The 15962-nt window shown below is 63.7% G+C and carries 17 protein-coding genes; 10 read left to right on the top strand and 7 right to left on the bottom strand.

From position 1 onward, the window contains the following. Nucleotides 1–338: 338 nt before the first annotated feature. Nucleotides 339–803 (top strand): cupin domain-containing protein, encoded by a 465-nt coding sequence (locus NKI73_RS32310; protein WP_352635975.1) that lies wholly within the window; start codon nucleotides 339–341, stop codon nucleotides 801–803. A 7-nt stretch (nucleotides 804–810) separates the two neighbouring features. Here the strand turns inward: NKI73_RS32310 and NKI73_RS32305 are convergent, their stop codons facing one another. Next, nucleotides 811–1131, bottom strand: coding sequence for a DUF1476 domain-containing protein (locus tag NKI73_RS32305; RefSeq protein WP_352635974.1), 321 nt, complete (start codon nucleotides 1129–1131; stop codon nucleotides 811–813). Between the two features lie 212 nt (nucleotides 1132–1343). Between NKI73_RS32305 and NKI73_RS32300 the strand changes: the two genes are divergently transcribed. The 6 genes from NKI73_RS32300 (at nucleotide 1344) to NKI73_RS32275 (ending at nucleotide 4813) form a co-directional block, all read left to right on the top strand. Then, the gene (locus NKI73_RS32300; protein ID WP_352635972.1) at nucleotides 1344–1727 is read left to right on the top strand and encodes a DUF6152 family protein; all 384 of its coding nucleotides are present in this window, start codon (nucleotides 1344–1346) and stop codon (nucleotides 1725–1727) included. Further along, a complete protein-coding gene (locus NKI73_RS32295; RefSeq protein WP_352635970.1) occupies nucleotides 1728–2192 on the top strand; it encodes a DUF6644 family protein in 465 nt (154 codons plus the stop codon). Between the two features lie 344 nt (nucleotides 2193–2536). After that, on the top strand, nucleotides 2537–2929 hold the full coding sequence (locus tag NKI73_RS32290) for a RidA family protein (protein ID WP_352635968.1): 393 nt from the start codon (nucleotides 2537–2539) through the stop codon (nucleotides 2927–2929). A gap of 246 nt (nucleotides 2930–3175) precedes the next feature. Beyond that, complete coding sequence (locus NKI73_RS32285) at nucleotides 3176–3568, top strand: RidA family protein (RefSeq protein ID WP_352635967.1); 393 nt, start codon at nucleotides 3176–3178, stop codon at nucleotides 3566–3568. A 347-nt stretch (nucleotides 3569–3915) separates the two neighbouring features. Further along, nucleotides 3916–4434: a hypothetical protein gene (locus tag NKI73_RS32280; RefSeq protein ID WP_352635965.1), complete on the top strand. Its 519-nt coding sequence runs from the start codon at nucleotides 3916–3918 to the stop codon at nucleotides 4432–4434. A gap of 229 nt (nucleotides 4435–4663) precedes the next feature. Continuing rightward, the gene (locus NKI73_RS32275) at nucleotides 4664–4813 is read left to right on the top strand and encodes a hypothetical protein (RefSeq protein ID WP_352635963.1); all 150 of its coding nucleotides are present in this window, start codon (nucleotides 4664–4666) and stop codon (nucleotides 4811–4813) included. Between the two features lie 194 nt (nucleotides 4814–5007). Here the strand turns inward: NKI73_RS32275 and carB are convergent, their stop codons facing one another. The 4 genes from carB to NKI73_RS32255 all read right to left on the bottom strand — a co-directional run bounded on the left by carB (nucleotide 5008) and on the right by NKI73_RS32255 (nucleotide 11160). Then, nucleotides 5008–8511, bottom strand: coding sequence for a carbamoyl-phosphate synthase large subunit (gene carB / locus NKI73_RS32270; RefSeq protein ID WP_352635961.1), 3504 nt, complete (start codon nucleotides 8509–8511; stop codon nucleotides 5008–5010). Nucleotides 8512–8874: 363 nt separating this feature from the next. After that, the gene (locus tag NKI73_RS32265) at nucleotides 8875–9786 is read right to left on the bottom strand and encodes an SH3 domain-containing protein (RefSeq protein ID WP_352635959.1); all 912 of its coding nucleotides are present in this window, start codon (nucleotides 9784–9786) and stop codon (nucleotides 8875–8877) included. Between the two features lie 209 nt (nucleotides 9787–9995). Beyond that, nucleotides 9996–10754, bottom strand: coding sequence for a metallophosphoesterase family protein (locus NKI73_RS32260; protein ID WP_352635957.1), 759 nt, complete (start codon nucleotides 10752–10754; stop codon nucleotides 9996–9998). Between the two features lie 49 nt (nucleotides 10755–10803). Then, a complete protein-coding gene (locus tag NKI73_RS32255; protein WP_352635956.1) occupies nucleotides 10804–11160 on the bottom strand; it encodes an ArsR/SmtB family transcription factor in 357 nt (118 codons plus the stop codon). A 219-nt stretch (nucleotides 11161–11379) separates the two neighbouring features. Here NKI73_RS32255 and NKI73_RS32250 point away from each other — a divergent pair, with 219 nt between their 5' ends. Further along, nucleotides 11380–12558, top strand: a complete 1179-nt coding sequence (locus tag NKI73_RS32250) for an MFS transporter (RefSeq protein ID WP_352635954.1) — start codon at nucleotides 11380–11382, stop codon at nucleotides 12556–12558. A 27-nt stretch (nucleotides 12559–12585) separates the two neighbouring features. Here the strand turns inward: NKI73_RS32250 and NKI73_RS32245 are convergent, their stop codons facing one another. After that, nucleotides 12586–13041 (bottom strand): MarR family winged helix-turn-helix transcriptional regulator, encoded by a 456-nt coding sequence (locus NKI73_RS32245; RefSeq protein ID WP_352635952.1) that lies wholly within the window; start codon nucleotides 13039–13041, stop codon nucleotides 12586–12588. 212 nt (nucleotides 13042–13253) lie between these two features. Between NKI73_RS32245 and NKI73_RS32240 the strand changes: the two genes are divergently transcribed. Further along, entirely contained in the window at nucleotides 13254–14048 is a 795-nt protein-coding gene (locus NKI73_RS32240) for an SDR family NAD(P)-dependent oxidoreductase (RefSeq protein WP_352635950.1), read from the top strand. A gap of 201 nt (nucleotides 14049–14249) precedes the next feature. Here NKI73_RS32240 and NKI73_RS32235 read toward each other — a convergent pair whose 3' ends face one another. After that, nucleotides 14250–14849 carry a LysE family translocator gene (locus NKI73_RS32235; protein WP_352635948.1) on the bottom strand — a complete coding sequence of 200 codons (600 nt, stop codon included), beginning with the start codon at nucleotides 14847–14849 and terminating at the stop codon, nucleotides 14250–14252. 98 nt (nucleotides 14850–14947) lie between these two features. Between NKI73_RS32235 and NKI73_RS32230 the strand changes: the two genes are divergently transcribed. Continuing rightward, nucleotides 14948–15817: a LysR family transcriptional regulator gene (locus NKI73_RS32230; protein ID WP_352635976.1), complete on the top strand. Its 870-nt coding sequence runs from the start codon at nucleotides 14948–14950 to the stop codon at nucleotides 15815–15817. Nucleotides 15818–15962: the final 145 nt, after the last annotated feature.

The raw sequence follows: 15962 nt of genomic DNA, 5'->3' as shown, positions 1-15962 counted from the left end.
CCGGCCAGTCAATCGCCTGCGCCAGCCGCACCAGCTCGTGCTTCATATTGATGATCTGATCGAGCCTGGAGCGGAACAGATCCTGTTTTCCCGTCTCGCGCTTCTCGCGTGGCCTGGACATTCGCCGTCCCTCGATTCGCCGCCGCCGAACCAAGTGAATCACGCTCCGCAGCGCAAGGGAATCGCAAAACGAATTGCAGGAAAACAGCCCCCATAAACCGCTAATCCTGCAATTCAAAAGCCGCTATCCGCCTCAATCAACATGCCAGATCAACGGCTTGCGGATAGTTCACGGTCGACGAATTAGACTGTGGCCATCAATCCCGAGCGAGACACCCATGCCCAAGGTCGATCTATCCACCGTGCCTGTCCGCAAAGGCTCCGGCTACCCCGCACCCTTCGATGCCCCCTGCGTCACCCGCACACGCCGCCGTCTCGGTGACGCCGGCGGCCTCACCGATTTCGGCGTCAATCTGATGACACTGCCATCAGGTGGATGGTCCAGCCAGCGCCATTGGCACAGCCATGAGGACGAGTTCGTCACTGTGCTGGAGGGCGAGCTGACGCTGGTCGAGGATGGCGGCGAAACGCTGCTCAGGGCAGGCGACTGCGCGACCTTCGCCAAGAACAGCGGCAATGGCCATCACCTGATCAACCGCTCGTCGACGACGGCGCTCTATCTGGAGGTCGGCTCGCGCAACCCGGACGATGTCATCACCTGCTCCGACATAGACATGATGAGCCCAAGCTCCGACGGACGCTTTCTGCACAAGGATGGCACGGCGTATCCGGGACAGGGGTGAGCGATGCTCAGGTCGATCTGATCTGCTCGACCGCGGTCACCAGCAGGTCTTCCATGGCGGTGCGTATCTGAGCATCCGACTGGGCGATGCCCGCCGCGTCGAAATCGGCGCGCACCTTGCGGAACACATCGTTGTCGCCGGCCTCTTCGAAGTCCGCATGCACAACCTCCTTCGCATAGGCGTCGGCGTCCGCATCGGATTTGCCGAGCTTTTCGGCGGCCCACAGGCCGAGCAGCTTGTTACGGCGCGCCATGGCCCTGAACTTCGTTTCCTCGTCCATCGCAAACTTCTTTTCGAAGCCTTCCTGACGGTCTCTCATGCTGCTCATGGTTTGCCTCGTTTTGATGTGAGTCCGGTCTTCAGCCTGGGGGAAAGCGGCCAAGACGGGCAAGAGTGGCGGGCATGGATGTCATTAGCAAGGCAGGGTCGCCGGTGATTGAGTGGGCGCCTTGCGGCACGGCCTTTCGCCCGATGTGATTTGACCTTGCCTTGCCGTGTCCTACTTCTCGAATGCCTCTGGATAAACCGAGGAGACGAGCGATGCAGTTCAACGGAATTCGCGGTGTCGCGCTGACGGCGGCCGTGATGCTTGCCGCCGGCACCGCGGCCTATGCCCATCATGGCTGGTCGTGGACGCAGGACGGGTTTTTCGAACTCAGGGGCAAGATCACGGCCATCTATATCGGCAATCCGCATGCCACGCTGGATGTCGACGCCGAGGGAGAGGCCTGGCGGGTGGAGATGGCGCCGCCATCCCGCACGATCGCCGCCGGCTTCACGGAGGAGGTTGCCAAGGTCGGCGACGAGGTGACCGCGATCGGCAACCGCTCGCTCGAGGCGACCGAAAAGCGCATGAAAGCGGTGCGCATCATCGTCAATGGGAAGACGTATGATGTCTATCCCGACCGTGTGCCACCTGCTTGAATGGCGGAGTTCCTCGCCGGTATCGAGCAACTCGCCCTGGCGCGGTGGCTGAAGGCCTCCTTCGTTGCCTACCCCGTGGTCAACGCGCTCCACATCATGTCGATCGGCGTGCTGCTGACCAGTGTCGTTCTCATGGACCTCAGGATCTGCGGCGCCTTCCGCTCGCTGCCGCACGCGGCGTTCGTCGCGCTGCTGCGCCGCATTGCATCGGGTGCGTTCGCGGGCGCGCTCGTCACGGGCTCGCTGCTGTTTTCAGTGAAGGCAAGCACCTATGCGGCAATGCCGATTTTCCTCGCCAAGATGGCACTCATCCTTGTTGCCGGCGTCAACTTCCTCGCCTTCACGCGCTTCGGTCGCGCAACAGGCAACGACGAGCCGGCAGGCGGGACCGTCCTGGCCATGCTCTCGATTGTGCTGTGGACTTCCGTGCTTTTCGCCGGACGGTTCATCGGTTTCTTTGATTAGAGCGAGCGCCGGCACTGGCCTTCCGCCAGCGCCGGGATAAACTCCCTGAAGCACTGGGTTGTCACCTACAGTTTTTTGCGAAGAGGACCCACCCCTAACCCTCCCCACAAGGGGGACGGAGACTTCCGTTGGCGCTGACCTAGGCAAATCGCCTGTCTTTCGGCGCCAAAGAAGAATTTAAAGGCACGCGGCAGCGTTCCCTCCCCCTTGTGGGGAGGGGTTAGGGTGGGGGTCCTTCTTCGCAAGAATCCACATGCGATAGCCCTGCCCTTGGGAGGAGGGTTAGGGGGTCCTCTTCATGAGAACTAAAGCGGCAGCCTGCTGCAAGCTCAGGGAGATTTGCCATGAAGAAGGAAATCATCGAAGTGCCGGTGCTGTCGGCGGCCGTGCGCACTCTGGGCGTGCCGCTGTCGCTGGTGACCAAAGCCGCCGGGCTGGTCTTCGTGTCCGGCACGCCGCCGCTCGATATCGCGACCGGCAGGCTGGTCAAGGGCGACATCGAAACCCAGACCGAAGCGTCGCTAAAGGCGCTGAAACATTGTCTGGAAGCGGCCGGCACCTCACTGGAGAACGTTGTGATGGTGCGCATCTACGCCGTCAATTGCGGCTTCTACAACGCCATCAACCGCGTCTACGCCAGGCATTTTCCCGAAAACCCGCCATCGCGGACCTTCGTGCCGGTGGCGTCATGGCCGATGGAGTTCGATATCGAGATCGAGTGCGTGGCGACGGCTTGAGGCCTGGACCATGCGTCGGCGCTGGCGTTCCGCCGGTGCCGGGATAAGCTCCCAGAAATCAGAGGTTCTCGCAAAAGACTCCCTCATCCGACCGCTTCGCGGCCACCTTCTCCCCGGCGGGGAGAAGAGTTTGGCGCCGACGATGCCGGTCTCCTCTCCCCTCGGGGAGAGGTCAGCCGAGCGAAGCGGAGGCTGGGTGAGGGGGCCTTGGCGCCAACCTCGGCTCGCAACAAAGGGAGGATTGCCGTGAAGAAAGAAATCATCGAAGTGCCGGTGATGTCGGCCAAGGTGCGGGCGCTCGGCTTGCCCTGCTCGACAGCGGTGAAGGCCAACGGCTTCGTGTTCATCTCGGCGACGCCGCCGGTGGACATGGTGACCGGCGAGATGGTGCGCGGCGACATCGAAACGCAGACCGAGGCATCGCTGAAGGCGCTGAAACATTGCCTGGAAGCGGCCGGCACTTCGCTGGACAATGTCGTGATGGTGCGCATCTATGCCGTCAATTCCGGCTTCTACAACGCCATCAACCGGGTCTATGCGAAGTACTTTTCGACCAACCCACCGGCGCGGAGTTTTGTGCCGGTGGCTTCTTGGCCGATGGAGTTTGATATCGAGATTGAGTGCGTGGCGGTGGCGTGAGGGGCATCTAACGTCTCTCGACGAAGTCCACCTACTGCGAGTTGGGAGGTCGGTTCAGGGGCAGGGCGGTTAGCGAATCCTGAGTGGAGCGCAGAGCAACTCGACTTCGCGACCGAGTGGCGGAGCTAACCGAAGCGGATCGTGCCCGGAACGGGTCTTCGGCTTACGCGTTGCAACGTGGAGGTGACGGCGGGCGTGCATAATCACGACGCGTTGTTGGGTCCCATCCAATTGTTGCCGCGATCGGACATGCGAAGTGCGCCGCAGTCATCGAAGAAACACCCATACATTCGTCATGTCCGCGGCGATGGGAGTGCTGGCACAACGTCGATCCAAAGGAAAAGTAGATGAGTGCGTTCTCTCTTTCATCGGACGGGAAACTTGCGATAACGGCGAGCGAGACGTCGTCCAAAAATGATTTCGACTATTTGGTGGGCAACTGGAACATCAGAAATCGTACGTTGAAGGAACCGCTGGCCGGCAGCGACGAGTGGGAGGAATTCGACGCGACCCAGGAGTTCCGCCAAATCCTAGTAGGTTTGGGCAACTTCGACATTTTTCATACGGAGTTGGGAGGAAAGCCGTTCGAGGGCCTCACCGTGCGATTGTTCGATCCAAAGACGCGTCTCTGGACGATCTACTGGGCCGACAGCAACGCGGGCAAACTCGATGACGGAAAGGTGGGCTCGTTCAACGGCGACGAAGGCGAATTCTTCGGCCATGAGGTTGTGGCCGGCAAGGACGTTATCGTGAAATTCCACTGGGATAAGCGCAACCCGAAAACCCCGATCTACAGCCGTGCGTTCTCCGCTGATGCGGGCAGAACGTGGGAATGGAATTGGTACTCGAACTTTTCACGACGGTGACTGACTGAGTTGGCCCAAACAAAAATGCCGCTCCTTCGCGTGCAGCCAAGGGGAATCCCGAGCCGGACTCTTATGTCAGGTGGGTACCACTAGGCCCTGCGGTTGCCGATGGCGCCCTCAATGTGCGGACGCGGCCTTCCAGCACCGTTGAGCCAAGGCCGGCGAGACAGCTTCTGCTGCGGCTCGCTTCGCGCTAAGCTCAAATCAGAGCCGATGGATGGAGTAAGCGATGGACATTACAGGTGATCAACGCGACGCATGGTCAAAGCGACCTGAGAATCTTGAATGGGAAGCGATCATTGCTGTCCATTACAAGCGACCTGACGGCGTTGCCGACATAGAAGCGCTTCATGAGATTGCACGTCTCAACGGACATTAAATGCTGGGCAGGTCGCAATGAATATTGGAAACCGGCTTCGGAGCCTGTGGAAGCAAGGTATATTAAAACTTCCAAATTAACCTAGGCGTTCTGTCAGTTGTGCTGCTGAGCTTTTTTCAGAGACGTTTGGCGCTGCCCGTCATCCGCCTGCCGGCACCTACTCCCCGTTGAACGGGGAGATGGGAGATAATCGCCTAAGCAAAATACTCCTGCAGGGGCCTGACCTCCAGGCTCCCCGCCTTCAGCGCCGCAATCGCTTCCGCCACGGCAGCCGCACCCGACAGCGTCGTATAGTACGGCACCTTCTGCATCAGTGTCGCCCGGCGTAGCGACTTCGAGTCCGACACCGCCTTCTGGCCATCCGTCGTGTTGAAGACGATCTGCACCTGGCGGTTACGGATGGCGTCTTCGATGTGGGGGCGGCCTTCCAGGACCTTGTTTATCTTCTGCGCGTCGACGCCGTTTTCGGCGAGGAAGCGGGCCGTGCCCGAGGTGGCCAGCACCTTGAAGCCGAGGCCGGCGAGGCGCTTGACCGCCGGCAGGATGCCTTTCTTGTCCTCGTCGCGCACCGAGACGAACAGCGTGCCGGAGCGTGGCAGGTCGACGCCGGCGCCGAGCTGGCTCTTGGCGAAGGCCAGCGCGAAATCGCGGTCGAGGCCCATGACCTCGCCGGTCGAGCGCATTTCCGGGCCGAGCAATATGTCGACGCCGGGGAAGCGGGCGAAGGGGAACACCGCTTCCTTGACCGCGATGTGGCCGGGGTTCCTGGGGTCGGGCATGGCGCCGTAATGGGCGAAGGCATCTTCCAGCTTTTCGCCGGCCATGATGCGGGCAGCAATCTTCGCAATCGGCCGGCCGATGGTCTTGGCGACGAAGGGCACGGTGCGGGATGCGCGCGGGTTGACCTCCAGCACATAGACCGTGCCGTCCTTGATCGCATACTGCACGTTCATCAGTCCGCCGACATTGAGCGCGCGAGCGAGCGCCGCCGTCTGGCGCTCCAGCTCGTCGACCAGTTCCGAAGGCAGCGAGTGCACCGGCAGCGAGCAGGCACTGTCGCCCGAATGGATGCCGGCTTCCTCGATGTGCTCCAATATGCCGGAGACGAAAGTGTCCTTGCCGTCGCAGAGGCAGTCGACATCGACCTCGATGGCGCCGGAGAGATAGGTATCGAACAGCAGCGGGTTCTTGCCCAGCAGCGTGTTGATCTGGCCGGTCTTGTCGTTGGGGTATTTCTGCTTGATGTCTTCCGGCACCAGGCCGGGCACGGTGTCGAGCAAATAGGTTTGCAGCATGCCCTCGCTGTGGATGATCTGCATGGCGCGGCCGCCGAGCACATAGGACGGGCGCACCACCAGCGGGAAACCGAGCTCGCCAGCGACGAGGCGGGCCTGCTCGACCGAATAGGCGATGCCGTTCTTCGGCTGGCTGAGGCCGAGCTTGTGCAAGAGCTTCTGGAAGCGGTCGCGGTCTTCGGCGAGATCGATCATATCGGGCGAGGTGCCGAGGATCGGGATGCCGGCCTTCTCCAGCGCATCGGCCAGTTTCAGCGGCGTCTGGCCGCCGAACTGGACGATGACGCCAACCAGTTCGCCCGACGCCTGTTCGGCGCGCAGGATCTCCAGCACGTCCTCCGCCGTCAGCGGCTCGAAATAGAGCCGGTCCGAGGTGTCGTAGTCGGTCGAGACCGTCTCCGGGTTGCAGTTGATCATGATCGCCTCATAGCCGGCATCGCGCAGCGCAAAGGCGGCATGGCAGCAGCAATAGTCGAACTCGATGCCCTGGCCGATGCGGTTGGGTCCGCCGCCGAGGATAACGACCTTTTTCCGCGACGAGACCTGCGCCTCGTTGGCGAGCGCGCCGGCAAACGGCACCTCATAGGTCGAATACATGTAGGCGGTGGGCGAGGCGAATTCGGCCGCGCAGGTGTCGATGCGCTTGTAGACCGGATGAACGTCGAGCTTTTCACGCGCCTTCTCGATCACTTCGATGTCGGTTCTGGTCAGCGAGGCGAGGCGGGCATCGGAAAAGCCCATGGCTTTCAGCATGCGCAGGTTGACGGCGTCCTGCGGGATGCCGTGCTCGCGGATGCGGGCTTCCATGGCGAGGATGCCGGCGATCTGCTCGAGGAACCACGGGTCGATCTTGCACATGGCGTGCACGTCTTCCAGGGAGGTGCCCATGCGGATCGCCTGCGCCACCATGCGCAGCCGGTCGGGCGTTGGGGTGCCCAGTGCGGCGCGGATGGCATTGCGGTCGTCGGCATGGTTGGCGGTCGCGGCACCGTAGCCGAGACCGGGGATCTCGATTTCATCCAGACCCGTCAGGCCGGTTTCGAGGCCACGCAGCGCTTTCTGCAGCGATTCCTGGAAACTGCGGCCGATGGCCATGACTTCGCCGACCGACTTCATGGCGGTGGTCAGCACCGGCTCGGCGCCGGGGAACTTTTCAAACGCAAAGCGCGGGATTTTTGTGACGACGTAATCGATCGACGGCTCGAACGAGGCCGGCGTGGCGCCGCCGGTAATGTCGTTCTCCAGCTCGTCCAGCGTGTAGCCGACGGCGAGCTTGGCGGCGATCTTGGCGATCGGGAAACCGGTCGCCTTCGAAGCCAAGGCGGAGCTGCGCGAGACGCGCGGATTCATCTCGATGACGACGAGCCTTCCGTCCGCAGGATTGACGGCGAACTGCACGTTGGAGCCGCCGGTCTCGACGCCGATCTCGCGCAGCACCGCGATCGAAGCGTTGCGCATCATCTGGTATTCTTTGTCGGTCAAGGTCAGGGCAGGGGCAACGGTGATCGAATCGCCCGTATGCACGCCCATCGGGTCGATGTTCTCGATCGAGCAGACGATGATGCAATTGTCCGCCTTGTCGCGGACGACCTCCATCTCATACTCCTTCCAGCCGAGCACGCTCTCCTCGATCAGCACTTCGGTGGTCGGCGAGGCGTCGAGGCCTGACTGGACGATCTCGTAGAATTCGGCGCGGTTGTAGGCGATGCCGCCGCCGGTGCCGCCCATGGTGAAGGACGGGCGGATGATGGCGGGCAGGCCGACATGGTCGAGCGCCTGGGCCGCGATCGCCATGCCATGGCTGATGTAGCGCTGCTTGCGGTCGCCTTCGCCGAGGTTCCAGCGGGTTTCCAGCGCGTCCAGTGCTGCATCGAGATCGGCAGGCGCCTCGGCCTTGACGGCGGCGCGCTCGGCCTCATGCGTCTTGCGGTCGGTGTTCTTGACGTCGGTGGCGTTGGCCAGCATCGACTTCGGCGTTTCCAGCCCGATCTTCTTCATCGCCTCGCGAAACAGCGCGCGGTCCTCGGCCTTGTCGATGGCCGTGGCGTCGGCGCCGATCATCTCGACATTGTAGCGCTCGAGCACGCCCATGCGGCGCAGCGACAAAGCGGTGTTGAGCGCGGTCTGGCCGCCCATGGTCGGCAGCAGCGCGTCGGGCCGCTCCTTGGCGATGATCTTGGCGACGACCTCAGGGGTGATCGGCTCGATATAGGTGGCGTCGGCCAGTTCCGGGTCGGTCATGATGGTGGCCGGGTTGGAATTGACCAGGATGACCCTGAAACCTTCTTCCTTCAGCGCCTTGCAGGCCTGGGTGCCGGAATAGTCGAACTCGCAGGCCTGGCCGATGACAATGGGGCCGGCCCCGATGATCAGGATCGACTTGATGTCAGTGCGTCTTGGCATGTCATGGTCCGTTCGGCGGGCGGCTTGCACAAAAAACCGGGACGGGAAGACCCGGCCGGTTGTGCTCGCGATTCTGGTATCAGGCTAGGAGGGCCTTATAGGGAAGAGTTTTGACAGATGTAACCCCGAAAATGAGGGTTTGCGTGGGCTGCCCCAAACAAGCGCCTCGTTCCGGCGCGCCCCCCTCTGTCCTGCCGGACATCTCCCCCACGAGGAGGGAGATTGGACGTCGCGACCGCTTTCGCCAATTTTCGACGATGAAGGAACGGGGGAGGTGCCACAACTACCAATCTCCCCCCGTGTGGGGGAGATGTCCGGCAGGACAGAGGGGGGCGCTGTCCTGCCGACGTCCGAAGGGTCCAGCTAATTCCCCAGCGCCAACTGATCCGTGATCTCGAAGCGTTCGGAAACGCCGACGCGGATCATGTTGAGGCTGCCTTCGCGGGTGAAGCGGAAGTCATTGGGCGCGTCGGAGCTGACCGGCTTGCCAGCGACGAAGGAGATGATGCGCGTGCCGCCATCGGGCCAGGTCACGGTGACGTCGGTCTTGTCGGCGGTGCGCGCGACGCTGACCTTGCAGCGCTCCATCGGCTGGCCGACATAGCGGGCGCAGGGAATCTCGTCGGCGGCAGAATCGGGCGACTGTGACGGCGCGGCGTCCTGGACATCTCCTGAGGTTTCGGTCGCCGCCAGCGCGAGGCCATAGGCATCCTGCATCGCGGCGCGGCCGATTTCAGTGGCGGTTTTCGGCATGCTTTCAGTTGCCGGGCCGGCGCCGCCCAGCCGCGCCGTCAGGTCGGGCGGCGGCTGAGTAGAGGCGGCGGCCTCAGCGGCGGCTTCGGCCTCCGGCTTGCCCGCCTCATCGCCGGTGGAGGCAACCACCGGCGCATCGGCCGGTTTTGTCTCGCCTTCGACATAGGGGGCCGGATTGAGCGGGATGAGGTAGCGCGCCGGCGCCCAGCCGCTCAGCTTCTGTTTGCCCGTGCTCTCGACCTTGCACCATTTGTAGCCGTTGACGTCATTGCAGCCGAGATTGGTGACCCTGTCGCCGACAATCAGCCGGGCCTCGACCTTGGCGACCGGCGATGCGGTGGTGCGGAGATTGAGAAGATCGTCCGGCGCCAGGCCGGTCACGATGGAGATGACGAGGTCCGGCGCCTCTTCGGCCATCTCTTCAGCCATAGTGGGGGCAATGGCTGGCCATGCCGCCATCAGCAGCAGAGCGGCAATCAGCGCATGCAGGGTTGTTCGGAGCGAAACTGTGCGCCTCATCATTTGGCCGTGCGCTGATACCATGCCGCGGCGAGTCGAGCCCGCCGCATGCCCGGCCGGTTTTATAAGGGACGACGCGCCGCCATGTAAGCCCGAAAATTCGACCGCCGTTTCCGCTCTGTCACCCATGCCGACCAATTCAGCCTGGAACGCAAGTGCGTTCAGCTGGACATGAACGCAAGCGCGTTCATGTCGGGAGGCATGAGCTTCGCTCAGCCAGACATAAAACCGGTTCTGAGCGCGTGGGCCCATTCCGGCCGTCCCGCCTGCTCGGCCTGTCTGGCGGCCGCCTCGTGGTCGTAGTCGACGGCGATAGCCTCGAAGCGGTCGGGCTGGCCCGCGCTGCCCAAGGTGACGATGCCGTAGCGGGCATGCGGCGAACCTTGCTCGGAGACATGCGCGGGCGGCGTCGAATCATCATAGGCGGGGCAACCGATGCTGCCGGGATTGAAGATGACCGGACCGTCGGGGATGCGGATCAATTCCGCCCGGTGGCTGTGGCCGCACAGTGCGATGCGGCAGGCGGGATCGAGCGCCTTCAGCCGGCGCCGGATCGCCCCCAGCGGCGCGCGCACCAGCTGGCCATTGACGATCGTATCGAGCAGATATTTTTCGTCATGGTCGGGCCGGGCATGGAAGGCGATGATGCCGGGCGCGATCTCCAGGGTCAGCGGCTGGGCGAAAAGCACCTGGCGTTGTGCCGCGGTCAGCCGCTCCTGCGCGTAGACGTCGGAGGCCCACATGGTCTCATCGGCCGGATCGGCGGCGACGCGGCGGTCGTGGTTGCCGCGCACCGTCGGCAGGTTGAGCGCCTTCAGCCGCGCAAACGTCTCGTGCGGCCATAGCGGGCCGGAAACGCTGTCGCCGAGATTGACGGTCAGGTCAGCACCACCGCGCTGGCGCAGGTCGTCGAGCACGGCGTCCAACGCCAGCACATTGCCATGGATATCGGCGAGGACGGCGATGCGCATTTTTTGGCGACTCCGTGGGAAAAGGGTGCGACCTTGACAGGACTTGGGTTCAGGCCGGCACTTCGAGGTCGTGGCCGCCGACCGCCGGCAACGCCGGCTCAGCGCCGGCCGCGGCAATGACGCTGTCGAGCAGGCCGGGGAAGCGGGCGTCGAGGTCGGCACGGCGCAGGGTGATCATGCGGTTGGTGCCGACCACTTCGGCGCGGGTAACACCGGCCTCGCGCAGTTTGGCCAGGTGATAGCTCAGATTGGTCTTCGAGCCGAAATCGAGGAACTGGCTGCAGTTCAGCGGCACACCCTGCTTGCTGGCGAGATAGCGCACGATGGCGAGCCGGGTCGGATCGCCGAGCACGCCGAGCACTACCGGCAGGCTGATCTGGTCCGTATTGGGGTGTGGCAAGGTCATGCCTCGAAACTAAGCACAGTCGGGGCCGATTTCAACGCGTCTGTCCTTCTGTGTCCGTACACACTGTTTCTCCGTTTCGCGGCCCTGTTGGCCGACTGTGCTGACCGAATGCTGACATGGGGCTGTCAGGAGGGTTCAGCTATTTTCCGCTGGCTTCATTGACATGATGCCCGGTTATGTCCAATTGTTCAATAACCTTTGAACTAAGGACACCCCGCCATGGACAAGCGTCTCTTCTGGCTTGCGCTCGGATCGTTCACGATCTCGACCGAAGGCTTCGTCATCTCCAGCCTTCTGCCCGACATCGCGACGGATGCCGGCATTTCCATTCCGCTGGCCGGCACGCTGATCACCGCCTTCGCGCTCGCCTACGCGGTCGGCACGCCGATCCTGGCGACGCTGACCGGCGAATGGGACCGGCGCCGCGTGATCCTGTGGACGCTGGTGTTCTTCGTGCTCGGCAACATCGCCGCCGCCTTGAGTTCCTCCTTCGAGCTGCTGCTGATCGCGCGCATCGTCATGGCGCTGTCGTCGGGCCTGTTCGCAGCAACCGCGCAGGGCACGGCGGTGGCACTAGTCGATGACCATCACCGGGCGCGTGCCATCGCCGTCGTCGTCGGCGGCACCACTGTGGCCGTAGCCGTCGGTGCGCCACTGGGCGCGCTCGTTGCCACCATTGCCGGCTGGCGCGGCACCTTCTTTGCCATCGCCGGCCTTGGCGCGCTTGCGGGCGCGATTCTGTGGTATCGGCTGCCGCAGGGTATCGTTGGCACCAGGCTGCCCTTGAAGCGCAGGCTGGCTGCCGCGCTGCGTCCCGGCGTGATGCCGATCCTGTTGACGACAGTGCTGGCGCTGATTGGCGCCTTCACCGTCTTTGCCTATGTCGCGCCGCTTGCCATCGAGGGCGGCGGGCTCAGCCAGATCGCACTGCCCGGCATGCTGCTCGCCTTCGGCGTCGGGGCCGTCATCGGCAACATTGGCGGCGGCCAGGCAGCCGACCGGTTCGGCGCGACCCGCACCGTCGGTTGGTCGTTGGCGCTGAGTGCCGGCATGCTGGTCCTGCTGTCGGCCATCCCGACCTTCCTGCCGCACCATATTGCCGGGCCGGCGCTGATGGCGATGATGGTGCCGTGGGGCATCGTCGGCTGGGCGTTCCCACCGGCGCAGGCGAGCCGCATCATCAAGCTGGCGCCCGATGCCGCCCCGATCGTGCTGTCGCTTAACGCCTCCGCGCTCTATCTGGGCGTCGCGCTGGGCGCCGTGGTCGGCGGTGCCGTGCTGCGCTACGGCGCGCCGGCCGATCTCGGCCTGGTCGCCGCGATCTTCCCGATCATCGGGCTTGGTGTCATGCTGGCTGGTCGGTGGGTGGCCCGGGCGGTCGCCATGCCGGCTGAATAGAACCTTTCTCAAGACTTCGCTGCCGGCTCAGCTGGCCGGCGGCAGATCGAAATCCAGCGCGGCGATCTCATCCAGCGCCGCGCGCAGCCTTTCCGCCTGTTCCTTGCCTGCCACGTCCTCGAAGCGTTGCTGGGCGATTTGCCAAAGCTTCATCGCTTCCTCGAGCTTGACGAGACCTTGCGGCGTCAGCCGCACGCGCTTGATGCGGCGATCCTCGGGATCGGCGAAGGTCTCGACATAGCCGTCGCGGATCAGCGGCTTCAGCGTATGGCCGAGCGCCGACAGGTCCATGATCAGCGCTGCGGCGATCGCGCCCATCGCCGGTTCGTTGCCGATATGGATCTGGTAGAGCAGGCCTTGCTGCGTGGCCTTCAGTCCCGAAGGCGCCATCACATCATCATAGAACTGGCCGAGCTTGCGCGCCGCGCGCCGCAGCGTGGCGTTGTTGCAAAGCGTGAGGCCGGGAAGGGTATCCTTCGACATCATGGGTCCTTGCGCCGGCGAACAATGTCCGGCTGCTTTCCGTCAAATAATCCTCGCTTCGATCATTGACAAGATAGTGGCATATACCTACTTCGCAGTTAGTGGCATATACCACTAAATAAATCAGATAGCTTTCCGGCAGGGCGAGTCAGATGCCCACGGCGCCGGCGGCCAGGTCGAAACGAACAACTTTAAACAGAAGGAACAGCATAATGAGTGGACAGAGCAACAAGGGCACGGCGGTCGTCACCGGCGCTTCGGCTGGCATAGGCGCGGTCTATGCCGACCGGCTGGCGGGGCAGGGCTATGATTTGGTGCTGGTGGCACGGCGCGCCGACCGGCTCGAGGAACTGGCCGAGAAGCTGCGCTATGCCTACGGCCGCAAGGTCAGCGTGATCAGCGCCGATCTGGCCGACGACAATGACGTGCGCCGCGTCGAACAGGCTGTAACAGCCGACGACAGCGTGACGCTGCTGGTCAACAATGCCGGGCTTGGCGGCCAGCCCGTGGTGGCAACTGCTGATGCGGACGCCGCCGAACGCATGATCAAGGTCAATGTCATCGCCCTGACGCGCCTGACCCGTGCCGTGCTGCCGGGGCTTCTCGCACGCAACCGCGGCGCGATCGTTAACATCGCCTCGGTGCTCGCCTTCGACACCTCGTTCGGCGGCATCTACAGCGGTACCAAGGCCTATGTCGTCAACTTCACCGAAGCCCTGCACCGTGAAGTCGCCGGCACTGAGGTGAGGGTGCAGGCGGTGCTGCCGGGCGCGACCCGGACCGAGTTCTGGGAGCTTGCCGGCGGCGATATCGATACGCTTCCGAAGGAGATCATCATGACGGCCGACGATATGGTCGATGCAGCGCTTGTCGGCCTGGCCAGGGGCGAAGCCGTCACCGTGCCGGCGCTTGCCGATGCGGCCAAGCTGGACGTTTTCCTCGGTGCCCGGCAAGCCTTCTACGGCAGCCTGCACGCCGACAAGCCGGCCGCGCGCTACGCGGCTTGAGCTGGCAAGGCTTGGGTTCCTCGCCCCCACGGATGTGGGGGAGAGGTGGCTCGGCGAAGCCGAGACGGAGAGGGGGAATGGCGCGACGGTGACCAAATTCTAAAAGGCACCCGCCCTACGAAGCCCCCTCTCCGACCGCTTCGCGGCCACCTCTCCCCCATTTCATGGGGGCGAGGAACCCAGGTTCTGCAAGGCCGTGCCTCAGGCCGTCCGCCACATCGGGATGATCGATGCGGCAAGCACCAGCGCCAGCACGATGTTGAGCGCGCGCCATTGCCGCTCGGTCTTGAGCAGCCGGGCAAGCAACATGCCGGCCACGCACCACAGCGACAGCGAGGCGGCAGCGGCGAGGCCGAAGGTGACGCCTAGCAGCAGCGCAAGCTGCATCGGCCCGCTGGCCAGCGCCGCGAACGAGGCTGCGGCACCCAATCCCATCGCCCAGCCCTTGGGATTCATCCACTGAATGCCGGCGCCGCCGAGAAAGCTGTTCGGTCTGGCCATGGTCACGTCCAGATTGGGCGGCCCGCTGCGGCCTATCTTGATCGCCAGCCAGACGAGATAGAGCGAGCCGATTACCTTCATCGCCAGTTGCAGCGAGGGCACGGCAAGCAGCAGGCCGGCGAGCCCGGCTGCCGCGGCACCGGTCACGGTGGCGAGGCCGGCGGCGCTGCCGACCAGCAAAGGCACGGAACGGCGAAAGCCGAACTGGGCGCCGGACGCCGTCGACAAGGTCGTGGCGATGCCGGGCGTTGTGGTGGCAACGATGGCAAACAGGATGAGCGGGATGATGGGCTCGAGCATGCGGCTTCCTCTGTTCGGAAATTGCCATCGTAGCCGTGCGCGAACTTCAGTAAATGCAATGTTTGCCATGGTTTGCATTAGCAGGCATAATGCCAACCATGATCCGAAATCTCGATATGGCGCTGATCCGCACCTTCGTGACCGTCGCCGACAAGGCCAGCATGACGGCGGCCGCCAATGCGCTGCACCTGACGCAGGGTGCTGTCAGCCAGCAGATCAAGCGGCTGGAGGAAGCGTTCGGTTCCGGCCTGTTCGAGCGCGACCGGCGCGGCTTGCGGCTGACGCGTGCCGGCGAACAGCTGTTCGGCAAGGGAAAGCGGCTGCTGGCCTTGAATGACGAAATCTGGGCCGAAATGGCGGGCACCCCGGTCGCCGGCCAGGTGCGCCTCGGTGTGCCCTACGACCTTGTCGGCACCTTGCTGGCACCGGTGCTGAAGACCTATGCCGAGACCTATTCGCAGGTCGAGATATCATTGGTCTGCGCCTCGTCGCCGGAACTGACTGCTGCCCTTGCAGCCGGGACCATCGACCTTGCGGTGATCGAGGAACGCGTCGGCCCGTCTGCGGGCGAATGCCTTGCCATCGACCGGCTGGTCTGGGTCGGCGCCAAGGGCGGCGTTGCCCGTGCCAAGCGGCCGCTGCCGGTCTCGATCGTCGCCGACACCTGCGCCTTCCGACCGGCGGTGCTGGCGGCGCTCAGCGAGCATGGGCTGGAATGGCGCACCGTGTTCGAAAACGGCAACATCGACGCGACGACGGCGACGGTCCGCTCCGACCTCGCGGTCACCACATGGCTCGCCTCCACGGTGCCGGCCGATCTCGACATATTGCCATCAGACTTGGGGCTGCCGCCGCTGCCGAATTTCTCGATCAACCTGCATTTGCCGAGACTCGGAGTCGGCGCGGCAGCGCGGGAATTCGCGCGCCATATCCGCGATGGACTGGCGCGGCGGCCGGTGGCTGCTTGAGGCTGGAAGAACTTGGGTTCCTCTCCCCCGTCGATCGGGGGAGAGGTGTCGAGCGAATCAGGACGGACTGGGGGGGGATGGATTAGGCCTCACTTACGCGGACCGCACGGGTAGTGCCCCCGAACTGCTGTGATAAGGGGGGATT

The organism is Mesorhizobium sp. M0496 (assembly GCF_040321205.1).
Lineage (GTDB): Bacteria > Pseudomonadota > Alphaproteobacteria > Rhizobiales > Rhizobiaceae > Mesorhizobium.
The sequence above is the reverse complement of the archived record's forward strand: the minus strand, read 5'-3'. Positions and strand labels throughout refer to the sequence as shown.